Source organism: Nonomuraea sp. NBC_00507 (assembly GCF_036013525.1).
Classification (GTDB): Bacteria; Actinomycetota; Actinomycetes; order Streptosporangiales; family Streptosporangiaceae; genus Nonomuraea.
The window spans coordinates 812317-833224 of sequence record NZ_CP107853.1 but is presented as its reverse complement, the minus strand read 5'-3'; the positions used below and the strand labels follow the sequence as shown (position 1 = coordinate 833224).

The following is a 20908-nucleotide window of genomic DNA, read 5'->3' as shown; positions in this document are numbered from 1 at the left end:
GAAAGACGGTTCGATTCCATCACGCGGTCCCCAAGCCGCCCGTCCCCTGGAGCTCCGGCACGTGAAGAGCCCGTCCCAGCCCCGTGACCGCGGCATCCCCGAGGCGACAGTCGCCCGGCTCCCGCTGTACCTGCGGGCGTTGCACGGGATGGCCGAGCGGGGCACCGCCACCGTCAGCTCCGAGGACCTGGCCGTGGCCGCGGGGGTCAACTCCGCCAAGCTTCGTAAGGATCTGTCACATCTCGGCTCATACGGCACCCGGGGCGTAGGCTATGACGTGGAGTACCTCGTCTACCAGATCTCCCGCGAGCTCGGGCTGACGCAGGACTGGGCGGTCGCGATCGTCGGTGTCGGTAACCTCGGCCGCGCGCTGGCCAACTACGGCGGCTTCGTCTCCAGAGGCTTCCGTGTGGCGGCGCTGGTCGATGCCGACCCCGAAGTCGTGGGCGACACTATCGCGGGGTTGAATGTGGAGCACATCGACGAACTGGAAGCCGTCATCAAACGGCGTGGAGTCTCGATCGTGGTGCTGGCGACACCGGCGGAGGCGGCGCAGGAGGTCTGCGAGCGCGTGATTGCCGTAGGTGTCACCAGCATCCTGAACTTCGCACCGGTTGTGCTTTCCGTCCCGGATAGTGTCGATGTCCGTAAGGTCGACCTGTCAATCGAACTGCAGATTCTCGCGTTCCACGAGCAACGCAAAGCTGGGGGGCCACTCATGGCGGTGGACAGTCAATGAGTGTTCTGGCGATCGGACTCAGCCACCGGACCTCTCCGGTGGCCCTTCTCGAGCGCGTGTCGATAACGGGCGACGCGCTCGTCAAGCTGCTGCACGACCTGCAGGAGGACCCCTGTGTGGCCGAGGCCATGGTGGTCTCGACCTGCAACAGGGTCGAGGTCTACGTCACCGTCGACCGCTTCCACCCCGCCGTCAACGCCGTCACCGGCCTCTTGGGGCGGCACTCGGGCGTCCCGGTCCAGGAGCTGACGCCGCACCTCTACGTGCATTACGAGGAGCAGGCGGTCGAGCACCTGTTCTCCGTCGTGTGCGGGCTCGACTCCATGGTCGTGGGCGAGGGCCAGATCCTCGGCCAGGTCCGCCAGGCGCTCAAGCTGGCGCAGCGCCGGGGCACCGTGGGCGCCACCCTCAACGACCTGGTCCAGCAGGCGCTGCGGGTGGGCAAGCGGGCGCACACCGACACCGGCATCGACCAGGCCGGCGCCTCCCTCGTCACCGCGGGCCTGGCGCTGGCGGGCGAGCTGGCCGGGCTGCGGGTGCTGGTGGTCGGCGCCGGCTCGATGAGCTCGCTGGCCGCCGCCACGCTCGTGCGCGCGGGCGTGACCGACATCGTGGTGGCCAACCGGACGTACGAGCGGGGCGCCCGGCTGGCCGAGAAGGTCGGCGGGCGCGCGGTGGAGTTCTCCGCCGTGGCGCGTGAGCTCGCCGAGGCCGACCTTGTGATCACGTGCACGGGCACGGGCCGCCACATCATCACGCCTGACATGCTGAGCCGACCGGCCTTCCTGCTGGACCTGGCGCTGCCGCACGACATCGACCCCGCCGTGCGCGAGGTTCCCGGCGTCACGCTGGTCGACCTGGAGACGATCCAGGAGTCCGGCATCGGCTCGCAGGAGGGCGACGCGGTCCCGTCCGTACGCGCCCTCGTCGCCGAAGAGCTGCGGGCCTACCTCGACGCCGAACGGGCCGCCAAGGTCACTCCGACCGTGGTGGCGCTGCGCACCAAGGCCGCGGGCGTGGTCGAGTCCGAGCTGGGCCGCCTGCTGATGCGGGTGCCCGACCTCGACGAGCGGTCCAGGGACGAGGTCGCGATGACCGTGCAGCGGGTCGTCGACAAGCTGCTCCACGAGCCGACCGTGCGTGTCAAGCAGCTGGCCTCCTGCCCAGGAGGCGATCATTATGCGGAAGCGCTGCGTGAGTTGTTCAATCTGGATCCGAAGATGCCCGAGGCCGTGAGGGAGGTGGAGCTGTGAGGTTGGGGACCCGCAGGAGCCTGATGGCCACCACGCAGTCGCAGATGGTGGCCGACGCCTACACCGAGCGCACCGGGCGCTCGATCGAGCTGGTGGGCGTCACAACGTTCGGCGACGTCACGAAGGCCCACCTCGCCCAGCTCGGCGGCACGGGCGTGTTCGTCACCGCGCTGCGTGACAAGCTGCTCGAAGGCGAGATCGACTTCGCCGTGCACTCGCTCAAGGACCTGCCGACCAAGCAGGACCCGCGCTTCACGCTGGCCGCGATCCCGGCCCGGCACGACCACCGCGACGCGCTGGTCGGGCCGCACAAGTTCGCCGACCTCGCGCCCGGCGCCCGGGTCGGCACCGGCTCGCCGCGCAGGATCGCCATGCTCAGCGCCATGCGCCCCGACCTGGAATACGTCCCGATCCGCGGCAACGCCGACACGCGCATCGGCAAGGTGGCCTCCGGCGAGCTGGACGCCGTCGTGCTGGCCTCGGCCGGCCTGACCAGGATCGGCCGCGCCGCGGACGTCGCGCAGATCTTCGAGATCGAAGAGCTGCTGCCCGCGCCCGGCCAGGGCGCGCTCGCCGTCGAGTGCCGCGCCGACCGCCCCGACCTCATCGAGTTCCTCAGCGTGCTCGACGACCCGCGCACCCGCTCCGCGGTGACCGCCGAGCGTGAGGTGCTGGCCGCCCTGGAGGCCGGCTGCGCTGCTCCAGTGGGTGCTTTCGCGCTCGATGACGGGCACACTCTGAACTTGACCGCCACGGTCGTCGCCATCGACGGTCGTGAAGCGGTCCGCAAGTCCGCCGCCGGCTCTCCTTCGGAGGCTGTTAACCTGGGCCGCCGCCTCGCGGCCGAGATGATCGCCGAAGGGGCCGACAGATTGATGGGGGAGCATTCCCATTGAGCTCCGATAGTCCAACCTCCGGTTTCGTCGCGTTCGTGGGCGCGGGTCCCGGCGACCCCAATCTGCTCACGCTCCGCGCCGCCGAGCTGCTCGCCAAGGCCGATGCCGTGGTGCTCGGCGAGGAAGCGCACCGCCCGCTGCTGCGTCACTGCCGCGAAGGCGCCCAGGTCGTCGAGGACGACGACCTGAGGGACAAGATCGTCAAGCGCGCGATGAGCGGGCAGGTCGTGGTACGCCTGTGCGCGGGCGACCCCATGCTGTTCTCCTCGATCACCGAGGAGGTCGCGGCCTGCGCCACGGCGGAGGTGGACTTCGAGATCGTGCCCGGCGTGCCGCCCGCGACCGCGGTGCTCACCTACGCGGGCATCCCGCCGGCGACGGCCGTGCCCGAGTTCAGGATCGTGGACGCCGCGCAGGAGCAGGACTGGGCCCAGCACGCCGCCTGCCGCGGCACCCTGGTCATCTACCACGGCATCGGCGACGCCGTCGCCATCGGCAAGGCCCTCATCGCCGGCGGCAAGCCCGACACCACGCCGGTCGCGGTCAGCAGTGGCGGCACCACCACCGAGCAATACACCGTCGTGTCCTCGCTCGGCAGGCTCCAGGCCGACCTCAAGCACGCCGGGTTCACCGAGCCCGCGCTGATCGTGGTCGGCGAGGCTGTCGGGCTGCGGGACAAGCTGTCGTGGTTCGAGACCAAGCCGCTCTTCGGCTGGCGGGTGCTGGTTCCCCGTACCAAAGAGCAGTCGCGCAGCCTGTCCGAGCAGCTCGTCGCTTACGGCGCGGTGCCGGAGGAGGTGCCGACCATCTCGGTCGAGCCGCCCCGCACGCCGCAGCAGATGGACCGCGCGATCAAGGGCCTGGTCACGGGCCGCTACGAGTGGGTGGCCTTCACCAGCGCCAACGCGGTCAAGGCCGTACGTGAGAAGTTCGAGGAATACGGTCTCGACGCACGGGCCTTCGCCGGGCTCAAGGTGGCGGCCGTGGGAGATGCGACCGCGCGGGCCCTGGTCGAGTTCGGGGTCAGGCCGGACCTGCTGCCGTCGGGCGAGCAGTCGTCCGAGGGGCTGGTGGCCGAGTGGCCTCCGTACGACTCGATGCTCGACCCGATCAACCGGGTGCTGCTGCCGCGGGCCGACATCTCGACCGACACGCTGGTGGCCGGGCTCACCGAGCTGGGCTGGGAGTGCGACGACGTCACTGCCTACCGGACCGTGCGGGCCGCGCCGCCTCCCGCGCCCATCCGTGAGGCGATCAAGGGTGGCGGCTTCGACGCCGTGCTCTTCACGTCGTCGTCCACCGTACGCAACCTGGTGGGCATCGCGGGCAAGCCGCACAACGTCACCGTGATCGCGGTCATCGGGCCGCAGACGGCCAAGACCGCCGAGGAGTTCGGGCTCCGGGTCGACGTCATGTCCGACAAGCCATCCGCATCCGCCTTGGCCGCCGCACTGGCCGAGTACGGTGCCAAGCAGCGCCAAGCAGCGCTGGCCGCGGGAGACACCCCGCGCAAGCCCTCGCAGAACCGGCGGGGTGCGAGAAGGAGACTCAGATGAGCGCGCGATTCCCGGTCGCCCGGCCGCGGCGGCTGCGCCGCAGCCCCGCGTTGCGGCGGATGGTGGCGGGCACCCGGCTGCACGCCGCCGACCTGATCCTGCCCGCGTTCGTCAAGGAAGGCATCACCGAGCCGCAGCCGGTGGCCTCCATGCCGGGCGTGGTGCAGCACACCCGCGACTCGCTGCGCAAGGCCGCCCACGAGGCGGCGGAGGCCGGCGTGGGCGGGCTGATCCTCTTCGGCATCCCCGCCGTCAAGGACGCCCGCGGCTCGGCCGCCGACGACCCCGACGGCATCCTGCAGCTCGCGCTGCGCGACGTGAACGCCGAGGTCGGCGACTCCATCGTGGTCATGGCCGACACGTGCCTCGACGAGTTCACCGACAACGGACACTGCGGGATCCTCACCCCGTCCGGTGACGTGGACAACGACGCCACGCTGGAGCGCTACGCCTCGATCGCGGTGGCCCAGGCCGAGGCCGGGTCGCAGATGGTGGCGCCGAGCGGGATGATGGACGGCCAGGTGGGGGCGATCCGCGCGGCGCTGGACGGCGCCGGTTACGGAAATATCCCGATTTTGGCCTATTCCGCCAAGTACGCGTCCGCCTTCTACGGGCCGTTCCGCGACGCCGCCGAGTGCGCGCCGCAGTTCGGCGACCGCAGCACCCACCAGCAGGACCCCGCGGGGCCGCTGGAGGAGGCGCTGCGCGAGGTCCGGCTCGACCTCGCCGAGGGCGCCGACGCCGTCATGGTCAAGCCGGCGCTGGCCTACCTCGACATCATCGCCCGCTTCCGGGACGAGGTGGACGTGCCGGTGGCCGCTTACCAGGTGAGCGGCGAGTACGCCATGATCGAGGCCGCGGCGGCCAACGGCTGGGTGGACCGGGAGCGGATGATCATGGAGTCACTGGTCGCGATCAAGCGGGCCGGGGCCGACCTGATCTTGACGTACTGGGCCACCGAAGTGGCACGGCGTGTCTGATTGGCGAGCCTCCGCTCGCGTACCTCGATGGATGTCCTCGCTTCGCTGCGGATCCATCGAGGTCTGATCGGCAACCTTCCACACGCGTACCAAGGGGTTTCCCGTCAACTCCTGTGGCCTGTGCGTTAGAGTGCGATAACAAGTGCTGGTGTGTCCCGCGTGTGCTTAAGTCCGCCCGGAGCCGGGACCTCCTCAGGCGCGCGAGGGATTGTGACGGGAGACACCAATGGTGGGGGTACCACTAGCTCGGCGTACCAAAAAGCGGCCGCGACCAACGCGCATCAGCGCCGTGCTCGAATACGCGGCCATGGGCTGGCCCGTGGTGCCCGGCGCCTATCCGCTTCGGAACGGTCCGCGCGCGTGCTCCTGTGATCGGCTCGGCTGTCCAGACCCGGGTGCCCACCCGCTGTCTCCCGCCTGGTCGCTCCAGGCCACGACGGACCCCGCGCAGCTCACCCGATGGTGGCAGGCCGAGCCCGAGGCCGGTGTGATTCTGCCCACGGGACGTGTGTTCGACGTCTTCGACGTACCGCTCGCCGCCGGCCTGTCGGCCCTCACCAGGATCGACGCCGCGGACGCTCACTCTGGCCCGGTCGCCGCAAGTGGCGACCGGGTCTTGTTTTATGTCGCCACGCGGGGCAATCCGGAGGACGAGGACGAGTGGTGGTCCTGTCACCTGGACTGCGATCCGGCGACCATCGAGGACACGCCGGGGTTGCGGTGGCACTGCCGCGACAGCTACGTCGTCGCGCCGCCGTCGATGCTTCCCAGCGGCCAGCCCGTCACGTGGCTGCGGCCTCCGGACGGGCGGCCCTTGCCTGACCCGCTGCGTATCCTGGAGTGGCTCGCCGACTGAGTCAGAATCGGCGGATGTCGCGCTGCTCGACCTCGGTCATGACCTTGGCGCCACAGCGCGGATGTTGCGCACGGGCGGCGAGCTTCTCCAATGCCTCGATCCGTCTGACTCGCGCGACGTACTCGCGAAGCACGAGGTTGACGGTCTCCTTCTTCGTTGTCGTGCCCATCATGCGCATGGCCTCTTTGAGGACGTCGTCATCGATGTCGATCTGAGTGACAGACACGCTTCCTCCTCATGTTGATGACCACTAAACGTTATGCACCTAGCCGTCATAGCGCGTGCTGGGGCGGGGAGCGGGATGGGGCGGGACTAACCTGGGTCGGGTGAGCCGTACTCAGAACTCCGAGGACCTGTTCGCCCGCGCCCGCCAGATCGTGCCCGGGGGCGTCAACTCGCCGGTGCGCGCGTTCGGGGCGGTTGGGGGGACGCCGCGTTTCATGGCCGAGGGGCAGGGGCCCTACATCACGGACGTGGACGGCAACCGCTACGTGGACCTGGTGTGCTCATGGGGGCCGATGATCCTCGGCCACCGGCACCCCGCGGTGGTTGAGGCCGTGTCGAACGCGGTCGCCCACGGGTTCTCGTACGGCACGGCCACGCAGGGCGAGGTCGAGCTGGCCGAGGAGATCGTCGCCAGGGTGGCCCCCGTCGAGAAGGTGCGGCTGGTCAGCTCGGGCACCGAGGCGACGATGAGCGCGGTGCGGCTGGCCCGCGGCTTCACCGGGCGGTCCAAGGTGATCAAGTTCGCCGGGTGTTACCACGGGCACGTGGACGCGTTGCTGGCCTCGGCGGGGTCCGGGGTGGCGACGTTCGGGTTGCCGGACACGCCGGGCGTGACCGGGGCGTCGGCGGCGGACACGATCGTGTTGCCGTACAACTCGATCGAGGCCGTCGAGGAGGCCTTCTCGGCGGCCGACGTGGCGTGCGTGATCACGGAGGCGTGTCCGGCGAACATGGGGGTCGTCCCGCCGCATGACGGGTTCAACGCGCGGCTACGCGAGCTCTGCACGGCCAACGGGGCGCTGCTCATCGTGGACGAGGTGCTGACGGGCTTCCGGGTCTCGTCCGCCGGCTGGTACGGGCTGGACCCGGTCGAGGCCGACCTGATGACGTTCGGGAAGGTCATGGGCGGCGGACTGCCGGCGGCGGCGTTCGGCGGCCGGGCCGACGTCATGGCCAATCTCGCGCCGGAAGGCCCCGTCTACCAGGCGGGGACGCTGTCGGGGAACCCGCTGGCGTGCGCGGCCGGGCTGGCGACGCTTCGTGCGCTGGACGAGGCGGCCTACGAGCGGGTTGACGCCGCGGCGCTCGCGGTCGGGCAGGCCGCATCGGAGGCCCTGGCCGCGGCCGGGGTGCCGCATCGGCTGCAGCGGGCGGGGAGTCTGTTCTCGATCTTCTTCACCGAGGCCGAGGTGACGAACTTCGACGAGGCCAAGACGCAGAACACCGCCGCGTTCACCGCGTTCTTCCACGCGATGCTGGACCAGGGTGTCTACCTGCCGCCGTCGGCGTACGAGGCGTGGTTCCTGTCGGCTGCGCACGACGACGAGGCGATCAACCGCGTCGCGGAAGCACTTCCTGCCGCCGCGAAGGCGGCTGCTGCCGTTCTTTAACCCGGGTGCCGGCGTAGAGCACGCCGGCGACGATGAGGGCCGCCGCCAGGAGCTTGAGCCAGGTGAGCGGCTCGCCCGTGACCAGGGCGGCTGACGACATGCCGAAGACCGGAACGAGCAGCGTGTACGGCGCCACGGTCGAGGCGTCGTAGCGGCGTAGCAGCCATCCCCAGACGCCGAAGCCCCCCAGTGTGGAGATGAACGCGACGTAGAGGAGGGACAGCCAGCCCTCTAGGGGTGAGGCCAGCGTCGGCACGCCCTCCAGCCACAACGACAGGAGGAGGAGTGGCGGGGCGGACAATGCGCTGACCCAGACCATGAAGCGGAGGGAGTCCGGAGGGGCGGCGCGGCGTTGGATGACGTTGCCAAGGCCCCAGGCGGCGGCCGCAGCCACACATAGGGCGAAGGCGCCGATCGGGCCGGAGACGCCGAAGTCGAGTGCGACCAGGGCCAGCCCGCCGAAGGCGATGGCCAGCCCGAGTACGCGGCGGGCGGTGAGCCGCTCCCCGAGCAGCGTCACCGCGAACACGACGGTGAAGAGGGCCTGCATCTGCAGGACGAGTGAGGTGAGCCCGGCCGGCATGCCTGCTCGCATGCCCACGAGCAGTAGGCCGAACTGGCCCACCCCGATGGTGGCCGCCACCCCGGCGACCCAGCGCCAGGGAACTCCGGGACGCCCCACGATGAGCAGGGCGGGGAAGGCCGCCATGGCGAACCTGATTCCCGCGTACAGCAGGGGCGGGAAGTGCTTCAGGCCCACTTGCATGACGACGAAGTTGAAGCCCCAGACGGCCGCGAGGCCGACGGCGAGGGCGAGGTGGCGGGGGCGCACTCAGCGAGTGGGCTTCTGGTACCGGATCCGCTGCTCGCGCGCCTGCTCGGCGAGCACCTTCAGGTACGAGGTGGAGCCCGACTGCTGCTTCTTCGACTTAATGATTCGCATGCATATATTTTCATCCACTTCAGATTGAAGGACAAGCGAGACTTTCTACGCTAAACCCTTTAGTCTGGCTTACATGTTGGACTTGAACCGGCTCAAGGCCCTTCACGCAGTGCACATCTACGGGTCGGTGGGCGCGGCGGCCGACGCGCTCATGGTCACGCCGTCGGCCGTGTCGCAGCAGATCGCCAAGCTGGAGCGGGAGACCGGCGCCAGGCTCATGGAGCGCAACGGCCGCGGCGTGCGGCTGACGGACGCGGCCGGGCTTCTGGCCGAGCACGCCGAGCGCATCCTCGCCCTGGTCGAGACCGCCGAGGCCGACTTCGAGGCGCTGCGGGGCGAGGTCGTCGGCCGGCTGAACATCGCGGCCTTCCCCACCGCGACCCGCGGCATCATGCCGAAAGCGCTGGCCGCGCTCCGCGAGCGCCACCCCGACCTGTGGATCCAGCTCATCGAGCGCGAGCCCGAGCGGGTCGTCCGCGACGTGGCCAGGGGCGAGCTGGACCTGGGCATCATCCAGGACTGGCTCAACAGGCCGATGGCGCTGCCCGACGGGCTGTCCAAGGCCACGCTGCTCGACGACATAGCCGACGTGGCCCTGCCCGCCGGTCACCCGCTCGCCGATGCCAGGGAGGTGGAGCTGGCCGACCTGCACGGCGAGCGCTGGATCAGCTCCTCGCCCGGCACCGTCTGCCACGACTGGCTGGTGTTCACGCTGCGCAACGCCTCGCTGGAGCCGGTGATCGCGTGCATGGCGGACGAATACCCGACCCAGCTCGCCCTGGTGGCGGCCGGCCTGGGCTGCGCCATCGTGCCGCGGCTCGGCCGCGACTGCGTGCCCGCCGGCGTGCGGCTGGTGCCGATCAGGCCGCGGCAGTCGCGCCGCATCTATGCGGTGTGGCGGGCGGACGCGGCGCGCCGTCCCGCGATCAGGGCTTTGGTCGAGGCTCTCGCCGAGGCGAGCAGGGTGCAGGAGAACGCCTGGGCGGTCAACTGACCGTGTGACCTGATCCAGCGGATAGGCTTTCCACACCATGGCTGAAACCACCGTCGTCCACCTTCTGCGCCACGGTGAGGTGCACAATCCCAGCGGCATCCTCTACGGCAGGCTGCCCGACTACCACCTGTCCGAGACAGGTCAGCTCATGGCCGAGACGGTCGCCAAGGCCGTCGGCGGTCGTGACATCGTGGCTCTCTACAGCTCGCCGCTCGAGCGTGCCCTGGAGACCGCGGCCCCGCTCGCCGAGAAGCTCGGACTGGAGATCCAGCAGGACATCCGGCTGATCGAGGCCGGCAACCTTCTGGAGGGCCGCCCGGTCGGGCAGGGGATGGCGCTGTTTCGCGACTGGCGCAACTACCGCTATTTCTGGAACCCCCTGCGCCCATCATGGGGCGAGGCATACCCGGCCATCGTCGAGCGCATGAAGTCGATGGTCGAGGAGGCCAGGGCGGCGGCACGCGGGCACGAGGCCGTGCTCGTCAGCCACCAGCTCCCGATCTGGGCGATCAGGATGGCCGCCGAGGGCCGCAGACTCTGGCACGACCCCCGGCGCAGGCAGTGTGCGCTGGCCAGCCTCACCACGCTCACGTTCGACGGCAACCGGCTGATCAGCATCGGCTACAGCGAGCCCGCCGGGTCGCTGAACGCCGGGCCGTCCGTGCCCGGCGCCTGATCCCGAGGTCACCCGATGTCAGGGGCGTACGCCCCCGCCGGTAGAGTTGCAAGCTCTACCGGTTGTAGTACAAGGAGATCTTCCTCCGTGCGCGCCAAGTCCATCTCCCTCGTCCTCCTGGCCGTGCTGGTCGGGGGCTGCGCCGGCAACCAGAGCGGGCAGCCGCAGGCGGGTGACACCCGGTTCGTCGCGGGCGACGGGAAGATGCAGGTGTTCGCCGCGGGCGAGCGCAAGGCCGCACCGGCCATCCAAGGTCCGACCCTCGATGGGGGCAACGCCTCGCTGGCCGCGCACAAGGGCAAGGTCGTGGTGCTCAACTTCTGGGCGTCGTGGTGCGGCCCGTGCCGGGCGGAGGCGCCGGTGCTCAAGGAGGTCGCGGCCAAGACCAAGGGCAGCGGCGTGGAGTTCCTCGGCGTCGACTTCAAGGACCGCCAGGCCGACGCGCTGGCGTTCGAGCGCACCGAGAAGACCGGCTACCCCTCGATCTTCGACCAGCCGGGCAAGGTGGCGCTGGCCTTCCAGGGCACCGTGCCGCCGGCGGCCATCCCCTCCACGTTGATCATCGACAAGCAGGGCAGGATCGCGGCCAGGGCGCTGGGCGCGGTCAAATACACCGACTTGATGGACACGGTGACCAAGGTGCGCGATGAATGACGTCGTGGCCTCCGGGTCGCTGCTGCTGGCGGTGCCGATCGCGGTGCTGGCCGGGGTGGTGTCGTTCCTGTCGCCGTGCGTGCTGCCGCTGGTGCCGGGCTACCTGTCGTACGTGACGGGCATGAGCGCCGACCCCAAGCGGGGACGGCTGGTGCTCGGGACGGCGTTGTTCGTGGCCGGCTTCGGCGTGGTGTTCGTGCTCAGCGGGGCGTTGTTCGGCGGGCTCGGGTCGGTGCTGCTGGGCAACGCCGAGATCATCACACGCGTGCTCGGGGTGCTGACGATCCTGCTCGGGCTGGCGTTCCTGGGCGTGGTGCCCGGGTTGATGCGGGACGTGCGGATTCACCGGTTGCCGGCCGCGGGGCTGGCCGGGGCGCCGTTGCTCGGGGTGGTGTTCGGGCTGGGGTGGACGCCGTGCATCGGGCCCACACTCGCCGTCGTGCTGACACTCGGGCTCAACGAGGGCAGCGCCGCCCGCGGGGCCCTCCTGGCCCTGGCGTACGCGCTGGGCCTCGGGCTGCCGTTCGTGGGCGCGGCGCTCGCCTACAGCAAGGCGCTGCGCACGTTCCGGGCCATCCGCAAGCACTCACGTCTGATCACCAGGATCGGCGGCGGCATGATGGTGGCCGTCGGCCTGCTGCTGGTGACCGGGGTCTGGGGACAGATGATCGCGGGCATGCAGGGGCTGATCGGCGCATTCGAGCCGGTGATCTGATGAGCGTTCAGGAGCTGGAGAAGGAGCAGGCGCCCAAGCAGGCGGGGTTCGGGCTGGTGGGCTGGCTGCGGTGGGGGTGGCGCACGCTCACCTCGATGCGGACGGCGCTGATCCTGCTGTTCCTGCTGGCGCTCGGCTCGGTGCCCGGCTCTCTGGTGCCGCAGCGCGGCGTCGAGCCCGACAAGGTGGCGCGGCTCTACGAGCAGAACCCGACGCTGGCCGAGTGGTACGACAGGTTCCAGCTGTTCGAGGTGTTCACCTCCACCTGGTTCGCGGCCGTCTACCTGCTGCTGTTCACCTCGCTGATCGGCTGCATCATCCCGCGCACCGCGACCTACCTGCGCGAGCTGCGTCGCAAGCCGCCCGCCGCGCCGAAAAACCTGTCGCGGCTGCCCCACGCGGCCGCGTTCGAGGGGGACTTGGAGGTCGAGGAGGCCGCCCGGCGGCTGCGCAAGCTGCGCTTCCGCGTCGTGACCGGGGACGGCTGGGTGTCGGCGGAGAAGGGCTACCTGCGCGAGACGGGAAACCTGTTCTTCCACATCGCCCTGCTCGGCGTCCTGCTCGCGATCGGCGCGGGCTCCTTGTTCGGCTACCGCGGCAACGTCCTGGTCGTGGAGGGCGACGGGTTCGCCAACACGGTGGCCGCCTACGACCGGTACATCCCGGGTAGTCAGGTGTCGGCCGAGTCGCTGGAGCCGTTCTCGCTCCAGCTGGCCGACTTCAAGGTCGCCTACCAGGTCGAGGGCGACAAGAAGGGGCAGGCGCTCGACTACACAGCGCGTCTCAAGGTCAACGACTCGCCGGACGCGCCCGCCAGGGACTTCGACCTCAAGGTCAACACGCCGCTCGAGGTCAACGGCACGCAGACCTACCTGATCGGCAACGGCTACGCCCCCGTCTTCAAGGTCACCGACGGCAAGGGGCAGGTGGCGTTCGAGGGCGCGGTGCCGTGCCTGATCGAGGACAAGGCCACGATGACCTCGGGATGCGTGGTCAAGGCGCCGGACGCGCAGCCGGAGCAGCTGGGCTTCCTGCTGCGGTTCCTGCCCACCAGCGTGCCGCTGACCGACGGCACCTACGCCTCCGCCTTCCCCGGGGAGCTCAACCCCGAGGTGCAGCTCATCGGGGCCTTCTCCGGCGACCTGGGCATGCGCTCGGGCAAGCCGCAGTCGGTTTACGAGCTCGCGCCGTCCGAGGTCATGAAAAAGCTCAAGCCGCTCGTCATGGGCACGAACGTGCCCAAGCCGCTCGCCGCCGGGCAGTCGGTCGACCTGCCGGAAGGGGCGGGCAAGCTGGAGTTCGTGGGCGTGAAGGAGTGGATCACTCTCCAGATCGCCTACGACCCGGGGCGGGTGCCCGCCCTGGTGTCCGCCGGGACGGCCGTCGTCGCCATCGCGCTCTCGCTCATGATCCGGCGGCGCAGGGTCTTCGTGCGGGTCAAGGAGGGCCCCGATGGGGGCAGGGTCGAGGTGGGCGGCCTGACCCGCACCGAGGGCTCCGCAGCGGGCTTCGCCGAGGAGTTCGCCGACATCGTCAAGGTTCTATCGGCAGGAGAGAAGGATGTCCGCTGAGCAACTGGCCGAGGCGAGCGACTATTTCGTCGTCGCCGCGGTCCTGCTCTACGTCTTCGCCATGGTCGCCTTCGCGACTGAGCTGGCCTTCGGACGCTTCCGGCCGGGCAAGAAGGCCGACGGGGCCGACGCCAAGCGGCACGCCGTCCGGCAACCGGTGGCGGCCGGAGTGGCTGTGGCCGGATCGGCCGGGGCCGTCGACGCTGGCGCGCCGTCCGACACCGCCTTCCCGGCGCTGCCCGGCGGAGCGACCGTGGCCGGAGAGGCCGAGGGCCAGGACGGGCAGTCGCCGGGGGCGGCCAGGGCCGGGATGGTGGCGCTGGTGCTCGCCTGGGTCGGCTGGGTTGCCAATCTGGGGGCCATCGCCACCCGCGGCCTGGCCGTGGAGCGGTGGCCGTGGGGCAACATGTACGAGTTCGTGGTGGCCATCTGCTTCGCCGCCGTGACCGCGTTCCTCGGCACCCAGCTGCGCCACAACGTCCGCTTCCTCGGCGCCTTCGTCATGGTGACGGCCGCGCTCGGGCTCGGGCTCGCCGTCAAGGTGTTCTACACGGCCGCGGGCCCGGTGGTGCCCGCGCTGAACTCGTACTGGATCGCCATCCACGTCACCGCGGCGATCATCGCCAGCGGCCTGCTGACGATGGCCGGCGTCGCCGGCATCCTCTATCTGCTGCGCGGGGACGGGATGTCCCGCCTGCCGGCCCGTGAGGACCTGGAGCGGGTGGCGCACCGGGCGATCGTGTTCGCTTTCCCGCTGTGGACGTTCGCGGTCATCGCGGGAGCGTTGTGGGCGGACCGCGCCTGGGGCCGCTACTGGGGCTGGGACCCCAAGGAGGTCTGGTCGTTCATCACGTGGGTGGCTTACGCGGCCTACCTGCACGCAAGGGTGACGGCCGGATGGCGCGGGCGGGCCGCGACGATCGTGCAACTGGTGGCGTTCGCCTGCCTGCTGTTCAACCTGATCGGCGTCAACATCTTCATCAGCGGTCTGCACAGCTACGCCGACGTGTGACCTAGCCCAGGTCGTCACCCCGCATCCGGCGGTCGAGGTCGCGCAGGAAGTCAGGGTCGTCGTCGGGGCCCTTCGGCATGCCGGGGCCGGGGGGCACCGGCCAGGCCTCCCGCGGGGTCCGCGGGCGGCCGCGCGCCAGCCAGACCAGGCCGCCGAGCAGTGGGACCAGCACGACGACCAGGATCCACAGGGCCTTTGGTACGTTCCTAACCTCGTCTTCCGGTGAAGTGATCACGTCGAAGATGGAAAAGAGCCAGAAGGCCAGCAGCGCCAGGCCGATCAGAACACCTGCCATGCCCGAACTGTAAGCCATTCGCGACGTGATCGTGCTTCCGGTTGTCCCGTTTCGGGTGACTTGGAGAAGATCCCCGTCGTACCGTGGAGTGTCCGCAGGCTGCCACGGGCGTTGAGGGGGTGCGATGGCCTTTTCCAACGACAAGGGCCGCCATCGTCGTGGCCGCTGGTGGCGGCGCGGGTCGTACCTGTTCTCGCGCCGTGCGGAGGCCCCGCGAGGGGCGGAGCGCTCATTCTGGTCCAACGCCCGTGAGAGGCTCCAGGAGGCCCGGAGCGGCTCGCCGGAGGGCCAGGGGCTCAACGGCGCCAAGCGACGCCGCTGGCCGGGCGCTGAGCGGCCGGAGCGGCCGCTGTGGCCGGGCGAGCACGAGCGGGCACGTCCCGAGGCTCAGAAGACGACCTGGGACGGCTTCGCGGTGCGCGAACGCCACGAGCTGTCCGCGGCCGTGATGGAGCGCCCCAGCTACTCCTGGTACGACTTCGAGCTCGACGACCGCCCCCTCAGGGCGCAACCGCACCGGCCGGACGTGCCGTCCATGGGCGACGGCCTGCGCCACTGCGGGAAGCTGGAGCGGATCCTGCACCGCCAGTGGGATGCCAGGCTGGGCCCGCCGCCGCCCGACGTCGTACGCGCCGTCGAGAGCCTCGCCAGGCTGCCCGACCGGCTGAAGGAGAAGCTCGCGAACGGCCTGGAGGGCATCTACGTCGGCCCGGGCGGCGTCCCCGAACTCGACGACATGGGCTACTTACGCGGCGCTCCGTTACCGTCGGGCCGCGCCACGTGGGACATCTGCGCCGGCGCCTACGGAGACCGCAAGATCGTCGTGGGTGACCGCCCCTCGCCCACTCCTGACGTGATGATGCACGAGGTCGGCCACGCCATCGACGACATCGACTCGGCCTACGGCGACTGGGTATCCGATTCGCCAGAGTTCGTGCACCTCTACGAGGGGGCCAGGCCCATCCTCGCCTCGGCCTTCCACCGCCAGGGCGGCGGGCTCGGGCGCAAGGAGTTCTTCGCCGACGCCTTCGCCGCCATCGCCGCCCGGCAGCGTCCCGCGCTCGTCGACATGCTCGGGGGCGACACGCGGATGGCTCTCAACGTCATGCTGTTCTTCAACCGGCGCTACGGAATCTAGGTGGTTCGGTCATGTACGTCATCCGGCTCGCGGACGGGACCTTGCGCGTACCGCAGAGCCTGACCAGCGAGGACGGCCGCCTGATCGGCAACGCCTACGTGGAGGTGCAGCCCGGCGACGCGGACTACGAGCAGTGGCTGGCCGAGTCGCTGACCGAGGAGGAGGCGGCGACGCGCCGCAAGCGCTGGGAAGAGGAGAACGACGACCTGGAGCGCGAGTTCCTGGAATTCAAGGCGGAGCAGGAAGAGGACGCCTGATCAAGCAGAGGACAGGCGCCAGCCACGGTCGGCGGTTGGCGCCGCCCCATGCTTTCCGTACGGAAGTGTGCCGGAAGCACGCGAAAAGTGGGGTCCGCCGGCGGTGACCCTGCCATGGTCACAGGATCACCGTCTGCGCGGATCGTCATACGCGCGGGGACTCACCTGTCGGCCTGTCGGCCGTAAGAACGTCCTCGCCTCGGAGAAGGGCGTGCACTTCCGACTCGCGGAAACGCCGGTGCCCTCCGGGGGTGCGGATACTGCTGATGCGGCCTGCCGCAGCCCAGCGCGTAACCGTCTTTGGGTCTACCCGGAAGAGGGCGGCAACCTCTCCTGGGGTCAGCAGACGCTCGCTGCTACTCTCCACCAATCTCTCCCCCTCGCATCCCGCTTCCTGCCAGCGGGCGGACAGGTAACCAGTGTGTCGAGCGAAGCCTGATTTATCCGTGGTTTTCTACAAAGATCACGGGTTGTTATCAGCTGACTGCCCGATTGTTATATGATAGAGCCTCTTTGGGGCTCTCGTGGGTGTTTCTTTACGAAACTCCCTAACTGGGAACAGTAGCAGCGCACGCGTCCGATGCGAAGAGCGACCGGTCCACAGGCCCGAGTAACCTCGAACCTGTGCGTCCCGTTCTCGTTTACACCGCGTCGCGGATCGGCCTGTTCATCGTGACCCTCGGTGTGCTGTACCTGCTCGGTCTGACAAATCCGCTGTTCTTGATCCTGGGTGCCTTCTTGATCAGCGGTCTGGCCAGCTACGTCCTGCTGTCCAAGCAGCGTGACGCCATGAGCGAACGGATCAGCGACAAGATCGACCGGCCGAAGCCGCAGGACGACTAGGGCAGAGGGAACATGCCAATCCGGGCATGGTACTCCCGTCCGAGTCTCGTTGTGTCACTACCGACAAGTAGTCCGGTGTGATGCGCTGAAAACGCCTTCACGCCGATGCCGCGCTCCCGTGTGGGATTCCAACTGAGGGCCTTTCCGGTGCGCGGATGAATGGCGCCGATGCCCGGCCGTGAGACCGCTCCAGGACCGGCCGAGTCCCGCCCTCGCGGATTGTCCAGCCAGCGCTGATGCCCGCCGACGAAGACGGCCGCCCCCGTCACCGCGACCGCGTAGAGCGAGTCGCCGCCCGTGGCGTTGATCCAGGTGGGCCGGATGTTCGAGCCCTTGGCGTACGTCTCGAACCTGGCGGCCGTGTCGCACATCCCGCCTCTGGCGCCGCCTGTGGTGACGACCGCGAAGTAGCTGCCGTCGGGCGCGAAGTCGAGCCCGCGGACGTACGAGGGGAACGCGGAGGCGCATTTGCGCGCGTAGGCCGAGGTCCGCCACGGGGCGACCTTGGCCACCGGGCCGCTGATGTCGATCAGCCCGAGCTGGGGCCTGGAGTGGCCGTCGAGTGTGGTGAACGTGCCGTCCACGGCGAGCCGCCCGCGCGAGACGGCCAGCGAGTAGACCTTGGCCGCGGAGGTCAGCGGCGCTCCCGGTGTGATGGCGAAGCCCGGGTCGGCCGCCCCCGTGGTCGCGTCCAGCCTGGCCAGCGCCTCGCGCGGGCCGACGAAGTCGCCGCCGACGTACAGCTTGCCGCCCTGCCTGGCCAGCGCGGACACCGAGCCGCCGATGAGGCGCGGCCGGAAGCCCGGCACCAGCGCGCCGTCGGAGATCCGCAGCCTGGCGAGCGCTCGGGCGCGGGTGCCGTTGACGCCGTAGAACTCGCCGCCGACGTAGACGGTGCCGTGCTCGCCCGCGGCCAGCCCGTAGACGGGGCCGGTCACGATGGGCGCGAAGCCGGGCAGGATCCGGCCGGTGCGCAGATCGAAGGCGAACAGGTTGTGCCGAGGCAGGGCGGTGGTGCGTTCGGCGTCCGCTACCTCGCTGAACGCGCCGCCGACCACGGCGGTGTGGCCGACGACGGCGATGGTGTTGACGATGCCGTCGAGCACGTGGGGGGTGTTGTCGATCGGGTCGGCCGTCACGACGCGGGTGTGGGCGATGGGGGCGGCGGCGACGGGGCGCCCCTCCGCGACGAGGGCCGAGGCGATGATCACCGCAAGGGCGACACGGGCAAGCATTCCCCAACTTCTAGCAGACAGTCAGTAATGTCGTGGCTACTTTCCGTTGATTGTCCTGGATGGCCATAAGCTTTCAGGCATGACGCGCGCTCAGTTGGACAAGCAGCCGGACGAGGTCGCCGCGATGTTCGATCGCACCGCCCGGCGCTACGACCTGGTCAACGACGTGATCTCCCTCGGGCAGGTCAGGCTCTGGCGCAAGGCGGTGGCCGCCGCCGTCGACGCGGGCCCGGGCGAGCTCGTCCTCGACCTGGGTGCCGGCACCGGCACGTCCACTGACGCGTTCACCACGCTCGGCGCGCGCGCGATCGCCTCCGACTTCTCACTCGGCATGCTCCGCACGGGCGTGCGCCGCCACGGCGGCAATGCGCTGAGCGGTGCGGGGGTGCCGTTCATCGCGGGGGACGCGTTGCGGCTGCCGTTCGCCGACGACTCCTTCGACGCGGTGACGATCTCGGTGGCGCTGCGCAACGTCCATGACACCGCGCAGGCGCTGCGCGAAATGCTGCGGGTGACCAAGCCTGGCGGGCGGCTGGTGATCCTGGAGTTCTCGCATGTGACGGTGCCCGCTGTCGACCTGGTCTACCGCGAATATCTGATGAGGCTGCTGCCGAAAGTGGCCAAAGTCTTCGGGTCCAATGACGATTCCTACGAATATCTGGCCGAGTCGATCCGGGATTGGCCCGACCAGGCCACGCTCGCGGGGATCATTCAGCAGGCGGGCTGGGAGCGGGTGGCCTGGCGCAATCTCACGATGGGGATCGTCGCCCTGCACAGGGGGTTCAAGCCACTGTGATGTCACGGGCGACACACCGTTCCTCTTGGATCACAGAACAGCACCCCGACTGCCACTATGTACAGGAAAAGCAGTAGACTGCGGGCCGACAAGTTTGTGAAGGGGTTCACAAAGGAACGAAGGCGCGCCACCCCACGGCCTTCGCGCGTGTAGGACAGGACAGGTCTAGTGACCGTGCCAGCAGCCACTCAGGCTGACGCTGACGTCATCGTCGTCGGCGCCGGTCCCGCCGGTTCCGCAACTGCCTTTTACCTCGCTCAGGCCGGGCTCGACGTGCTGGTCCTCGAAAAGACCAGGTTCCCCCGCGAGAAGGTCTGCGGCGACGGGCTGACCCCCCGCGCGGTCAAGCAGCTGCAGAACATGGGCGTCGACATCGACGCGCCCGGCTGGGTCAGGAACAAGGGCCTGCGGGTCGTCGGCGGCGGCCACCGATTCGAGCTCGACTGGCCGCAACTCGAGCGTTTCCCCGACTTCGGGCTGGTCCGCACCCGCATGGACTTCGACGAGATCGTCGCGGCCAACGCGGTCAAGAACGGCGTGCGGATGATGGAGGGCGTCACCGTCACGGGGCCCGTGCTCGACGACCGCAGCGGCCACATCGTCGGCGTGACGACCAAGGACGGGCGGACCTACCGCAGCCGCGTGGTGGTCGCCGCCGACGGCAACAGCACCCGGCTGGCCGTGGGCATGGGGCTGCACAAGCGCGAGGACCGGCCGATGGGCGTGGCCGTCCGCACCTATTTCGAGAGCCCCCGGCACGACGACGACTACCTCGAGATCTGGCTGGAGCTGTGGGACGGCGAGACGCTGCTGCCCGGCTACGGCTGGATCTTCGGCGTCGGCGACGGCACCGCCAACGTCGGGCTCGGGCTGCTCAACACCAGCGACCAGTTCAAGAACATCGACTACCGGGACCTGCTGCGCCGCTGGTGCAAGGCCATGCCGGCCGATTGGGAGTTCACCGAGGACACCATGACGGCCCCGATCCGCGGCGCCGCGCTCCCGATGGCCTTCAACCGGCAGCCGCACTACACGCGCGGGCTGGTGCTCGTCGGCGACTCGGGCGGGTCGATCAACCCGTTCAACGGCGAGGGCATCGCCTACGCCATGGAGACCGGCGAGATCGCCGCCGAGGTCATCGCGAAGGCGCTCAAGGGCACCACTCCCGCGCAGCGCGAGCGGACCCTGCGGACCTACCCCAAGACGCTGAAGGACGCCTACGGCGGATATTTCACGCTCGGCAGGTTGTTCGTCGAGGCGATTGGGAAGCCGGGTGTGATGAGCTTCGGCACCAGGCACGGGCTCCCTCACCCAAGGCTGATGCGCTTCGCTCTCAAACTCCTTGGTAATCTCACCGACCGGCGAGGCGATGCGTCAGACAAGATCATCAACGCACTCTCGAAGGTCGCCCCACCAGCATGAATCCCGCAATTAACAGATCCTGCTGCGCGCCGGCGCGCGCGGCGACTCCAGAGGAGGCGTAGCGATGGACCTTTACGTGCCCATCCTGGTGCTCGCCGTTCTCGCGGGGGGCTTCGCGATCTTCTCGGTCGCCATCGCTCCCTTCACCGGCCCCAAGCGCTGGAACCGCGCCAAGCTTGACGCCTATGAATGCGGCATCGAGCCGACGCCCCAGCCCGTCGGTGGCGGACGGTTCCCGCTCAAATACATGGTCACCGCGATGCTCTTCATCGTGTTCGACATCGAGATCATCTTCCTTTATCCGTGGGCGGTCTCGTTCGCGCCGCAGACGGACGACCTCGGCCGCGTGCTCTCCTCGGGCCTCGGGCTGTTCGCGCTCGTGGAGATGCTGCTGTTCATCGTCACCGTGCTCGTCGCCTACGCGTACGTGTGGCGCCGCAAGGGTCTGGACTGGGACTAAA

General features: G+C 69.5%; 24 protein-coding genes. 19 read left to right on the top strand and 5 right to left on the bottom strand.

Translation table 11 applies throughout. The features are described from left to right. Positions 1-61 precede the first annotated feature (61 nt). From OHA25_RS04340 to OHA25_RS04315, 6 genes are all read left to right on the top strand, one after another. Positions 62-739, top strand: coding sequence for a redox-sensing transcriptional repressor Rex (locus tag OHA25_RS04340; RefSeq protein ID WP_327586324.1), 678 nt, complete (start codon positions 62-64; stop codon positions 737-739). Then, positions 736-1992, top strand: coding sequence for a glutamyl-tRNA reductase (locus OHA25_RS04335; protein WP_327586323.1), 1257 nt, complete (start codon positions 736-738; stop codon positions 1990-1992). Before OHA25_RS04340 ends, OHA25_RS04335 begins: the two co-directional genes overlap by 4 nt. A gap of 23 nt (positions 1993-2015) precedes the next feature. Further along, positions 2016-2888, top strand: a complete 873-nt coding sequence (hemC, locus tag OHA25_RS04330; protein WP_305914403.1) for a hydroxymethylbilane synthase — start codon at positions 2016-2018, stop codon at positions 2886-2888. Beyond that, positions 2885-4444 carry a bifunctional uroporphyrinogen-III C-methyltransferase/uroporphyrinogen-III synthase gene (locus OHA25_RS04325; RefSeq protein ID WP_327586322.1) on the top strand — a complete coding sequence of 520 codons (1560 nt, stop codon included), beginning with the start codon at positions 2885-2887 and terminating at the stop codon, positions 4442-4444. Before hemC ends, OHA25_RS04325 begins: the two co-directional genes overlap by 4 nt. Beyond that, positions 4441-5424, top strand: coding sequence for a porphobilinogen synthase (gene hemB / locus OHA25_RS04320; RefSeq protein ID WP_327586321.1), 984 nt, complete (start codon positions 4441-4443; stop codon positions 5422-5424). The genes OHA25_RS04325 and hemB overlap by 4 nt, the downstream gene beginning before the upstream one ends. A 226-nt stretch (positions 5425-5650) precedes the next feature. After that, positions 5651-6280 carry a bifunctional DNA primase/polymerase gene (locus OHA25_RS04315; RefSeq protein WP_327586320.1) on the top strand — a complete coding sequence of 210 codons (630 nt, stop codon included), beginning with the start codon at positions 5651-5653 and terminating at the stop codon, positions 6278-6280. A gap of 1 nt (position 6281) precedes the next feature. Here the strand turns inward: OHA25_RS04315 and OHA25_RS04310 are convergent, their stop codons facing one another. Beyond that, positions 6282-6506 (bottom strand): type II toxin-antitoxin system VapB family antitoxin, encoded by a 225-nt coding sequence (locus tag OHA25_RS04310; protein ID WP_327586319.1) that lies wholly within the window; start codon positions 6504-6506, stop codon positions 6282-6284. A 100-nt stretch (positions 6507-6606) separates the two neighbouring features. On the opposite strand from OHA25_RS04310, the gene hemL reads away from it, so the two are divergent. Beyond that, positions 6607-7896 carry a glutamate-1-semialdehyde 2,1-aminomutase gene (gene hemL / locus OHA25_RS04305; protein ID WP_327586318.1) on the top strand — a complete coding sequence of 430 codons (1290 nt, stop codon included), beginning with the start codon at positions 6607-6609 and terminating at the stop codon, positions 7894-7896. On the opposite strand, the gene OHA25_RS04300 is transcribed toward hemL, so the two are convergent. Next, positions 7838-8728: an EamA family transporter gene (locus OHA25_RS04300; RefSeq protein ID WP_327586317.1), complete on the bottom strand. Its 891-nt coding sequence runs from the start codon at positions 8726-8728 to the stop codon at positions 7838-7840. The two genes, hemL and OHA25_RS04300, sit on opposite strands and share 59 nt — an antisense overlap. 184 nt (positions 8729-8912) lie before the next feature. Here OHA25_RS04300 and OHA25_RS04295 point away from each other — a divergent pair, with 184 nt between their 5' ends. From OHA25_RS04295 to ccsB, 6 genes are all read left to right on the top strand, one after another. Further along, a complete protein-coding gene (locus OHA25_RS04295; RefSeq protein ID WP_327586316.1) occupies positions 8913-9833 on the top strand; it encodes a LysR family transcriptional regulator in 921 nt (306 codons plus the stop codon). Between the two features lie 37 nt (positions 9834-9870). Next, positions 9871-10509, top strand: a complete 639-nt coding sequence (locus OHA25_RS04290; protein WP_305914411.1) for a histidine phosphatase family protein — start codon at positions 9871-9873, stop codon at positions 10507-10509. Between the two features lie 87 nt (positions 10510-10596). Beyond that, a complete protein-coding gene (locus tag OHA25_RS04285) occupies positions 10597-11163 on the top strand; it encodes a TlpA family protein disulfide reductase (RefSeq protein ID WP_327586315.1) in 567 nt (188 codons plus the stop codon). Beyond that, positions 11156-11878: a cytochrome c biogenesis CcdA family protein gene (locus tag OHA25_RS04280; protein WP_327586314.1), complete on the top strand. Its 723-nt coding sequence runs from the start codon at positions 11156-11158 to the stop codon at positions 11876-11878. Before OHA25_RS04285 ends, OHA25_RS04280 begins: the two co-directional genes overlap by 8 nt. Continuing rightward, positions 11878-13449, top strand: a complete 1572-nt coding sequence (resB, locus tag OHA25_RS04275) for a cytochrome c biogenesis protein ResB (protein WP_327586313.1) — start codon at positions 11878-11880, stop codon at positions 13447-13449. Before OHA25_RS04280 ends, resB begins: the two co-directional genes overlap by 1 nt. Continuing rightward, complete coding sequence (gene ccsB / locus OHA25_RS04270; protein WP_327586312.1) at positions 13439-14461, top strand: c-type cytochrome biogenesis protein CcsB; 1023 nt, start codon at positions 13439-13441, stop codon at positions 14459-14461. Before resB ends, ccsB begins: the two co-directional genes overlap by 11 nt. A 1-nt stretch (position 14462) precedes the next feature. Here the strand turns inward: ccsB and OHA25_RS04265 are convergent, their stop codons facing one another. After that, the gene (locus OHA25_RS04265; protein WP_327586311.1) at positions 14463-14756 is read right to left on the bottom strand and encodes a PLDc N-terminal domain-containing protein; all 294 of its coding nucleotides are present in this window, start codon (positions 14754-14756) and stop codon (positions 14463-14465) included. A gap of 124 nt (positions 14757-14880) precedes the next feature. On the opposite strand from OHA25_RS04265, the gene OHA25_RS04260 reads away from it, so the two are divergent. Next, on the top strand, positions 14881-15894 hold the full coding sequence (locus OHA25_RS04260; RefSeq protein ID WP_327586310.1) for a hypothetical protein: 1014 nt from the start codon (positions 14881-14883) through the stop codon (positions 15892-15894). An 11-nt stretch (positions 15895-15905) separates the two neighbouring features. After that, entirely contained in the window at positions 15906-16151 is a 246-nt protein-coding gene (locus tag OHA25_RS04255; RefSeq protein WP_327586309.1) for a hypothetical protein, read from the top strand. Positions 16152-16296: 145 nt separating this feature from the next. Here the strand turns inward: OHA25_RS04255 and OHA25_RS04250 are convergent, their stop codons facing one another. Beyond that, positions 16297-16518 (bottom strand): BldC family transcriptional regulator, encoded by a 222-nt coding sequence (locus OHA25_RS04250; RefSeq protein ID WP_181616591.1) that lies wholly within the window; start codon positions 16516-16518, stop codon positions 16297-16299. Positions 16519-16775: 257 nt separating this feature from the next. Between OHA25_RS04250 and OHA25_RS04245 the strand changes: the two genes are divergently transcribed. After that, positions 16776-16994 (top strand): DUF4229 domain-containing protein, encoded by a 219-nt coding sequence (locus tag OHA25_RS04245; RefSeq protein ID WP_305914419.1) that lies wholly within the window; start codon positions 16776-16778, stop codon positions 16992-16994. Here the strand turns inward: OHA25_RS04245 and OHA25_RS04240 are convergent. Next, positions 16991-18229: a delta-60 repeat domain-containing protein gene (locus OHA25_RS04240; protein WP_327586308.1), complete on the bottom strand. Its 1239-nt coding sequence runs from the start codon at positions 18227-18229 to the stop codon at positions 16991-16993. The genes OHA25_RS04245 and OHA25_RS04240 overlap by 4 nt on opposite strands. 79 nt (positions 18230-18308) lie before the next feature. On the opposite strand from OHA25_RS04240, the gene OHA25_RS04235 reads away from it, so the two are divergent. From OHA25_RS04235 to OHA25_RS04225, 3 genes are all read left to right on the top strand, one after another. Then, positions 18309-19025 carry a demethylmenaquinone methyltransferase gene (locus OHA25_RS04235; RefSeq protein ID WP_327586307.1) on the top strand — a complete coding sequence of 239 codons (717 nt, stop codon included), beginning with the start codon at positions 18309-18311 and terminating at the stop codon, positions 19023-19025. 168 nt (positions 19026-19193) lie between these two features. Then, positions 19194-20447 (top strand): geranylgeranyl reductase family protein, encoded by a 1254-nt coding sequence (locus OHA25_RS04230; RefSeq protein ID WP_305914422.1) that lies wholly within the window; start codon positions 19194-19196, stop codon positions 20445-20447. 64 nt (positions 20448-20511) lie between these two features. Beyond that, positions 20512-20907: an NADH-quinone oxidoreductase subunit A gene (locus tag OHA25_RS04225; protein WP_111175515.1), complete on the top strand. Its 396-nt coding sequence runs from the start codon at positions 20512-20514 to the stop codon at positions 20905-20907. The last annotated feature ends 1 nt before the right edge of the window (position 20908 follow it).

What these genes read in the sequence shown, in the direction of transcription:
- OHA25_RS04335 (WP_327586323.1), top strand. Translation starts at nt 736, where the DNA reads ATGAGTGTTCTGGCGATCGGACTCAGCCACCGGACCTCTCCGGTGGCC.
- hemC (WP_305914403.1), top strand. Translation starts at nt 2,016, where the DNA reads ATGGCCACCACGCAGTCGCAGATGGTGGCCGACGCCTACACCGAGCGC.
- hemB (WP_327586321.1), top strand. Translation starts at nt 4,441, where the DNA reads ATGAGCGCGCGATTCCCGGTCGCCCGGCCGCGGCGGCTGCGCCGCAGC.
- OHA25_RS04315 (WP_327586320.1), top strand. Translation starts at nt 5,651, where the DNA reads ATGGTGGGGGTACCACTAGCTCGGCGTACCAAAAAGCGGCCGCGACCA.
- OHA25_RS04295 (WP_327586316.1), top strand. Translation starts at nt 8,913, where the DNA reads ATGTTGGACTTGAACCGGCTCAAGGCCCTTCACGCAGTGCACATCTAC.
- OHA25_RS04290 (WP_305914411.1), top strand. Translation starts at nt 9,871, where the DNA reads ATGGCTGAAACCACCGTCGTCCACCTTCTGCGCCACGGTGAGGTGCAC.
- OHA25_RS04280 (WP_327586314.1), top strand. Translation starts at nt 11,156, where the DNA reads ATGAATGACGTCGTGGCCTCCGGGTCGCTGCTGCTGGCGGTGCCGATC.
- resB (WP_327586313.1), top strand. Translation starts at nt 11,878, where the DNA reads ATGAGCGTTCAGGAGCTGGAGAAGGAGCAGGCGCCCAAGCAGGCGGGG.
- ccsB (WP_327586312.1), top strand. Translation starts at nt 13,439, where the DNA reads ATGTCCGCTGAGCAACTGGCCGAGGCGAGCGACTATTTCGTCGTCGCC.
- OHA25_RS04265 (WP_327586311.1), bottom strand. Translation starts at nt 14,756, where the DNA reads ATGGCAGGTGTTCTGATCGGCCTGGCGCTGCTGGCCTTCTGGCTCTTT.
- OHA25_RS04260 (WP_327586310.1), top strand. Translation starts at nt 14,881, where the DNA reads ATGGCCTTTTCCAACGACAAGGGCCGCCATCGTCGTGGCCGCTGGTGG.
- OHA25_RS04255 (WP_327586309.1), top strand. Translation starts at nt 15,906, where the DNA reads ATGTACGTCATCCGGCTCGCGGACGGGACCTTGCGCGTACCGCAGAGC.
- OHA25_RS04240 (WP_327586308.1), bottom strand. Translation starts at nt 18,229, where the DNA reads ATGCTTGCCCGTGTCGCCCTTGCGGTGATCATCGCCTCGGCCCTCGTC.
- OHA25_RS04235 (WP_327586307.1), top strand. Translation starts at nt 18,309, where the DNA reads ATGACGCGCGCTCAGTTGGACAAGCAGCCGGACGAGGTCGCCGCGATG.
- OHA25_RS04225 (WP_111175515.1), top strand. Translation starts at nt 20,512, where the DNA reads ATGGACCTTTACGTGCCCATCCTGGTGCTCGCCGTTCTCGCGGGGGGC.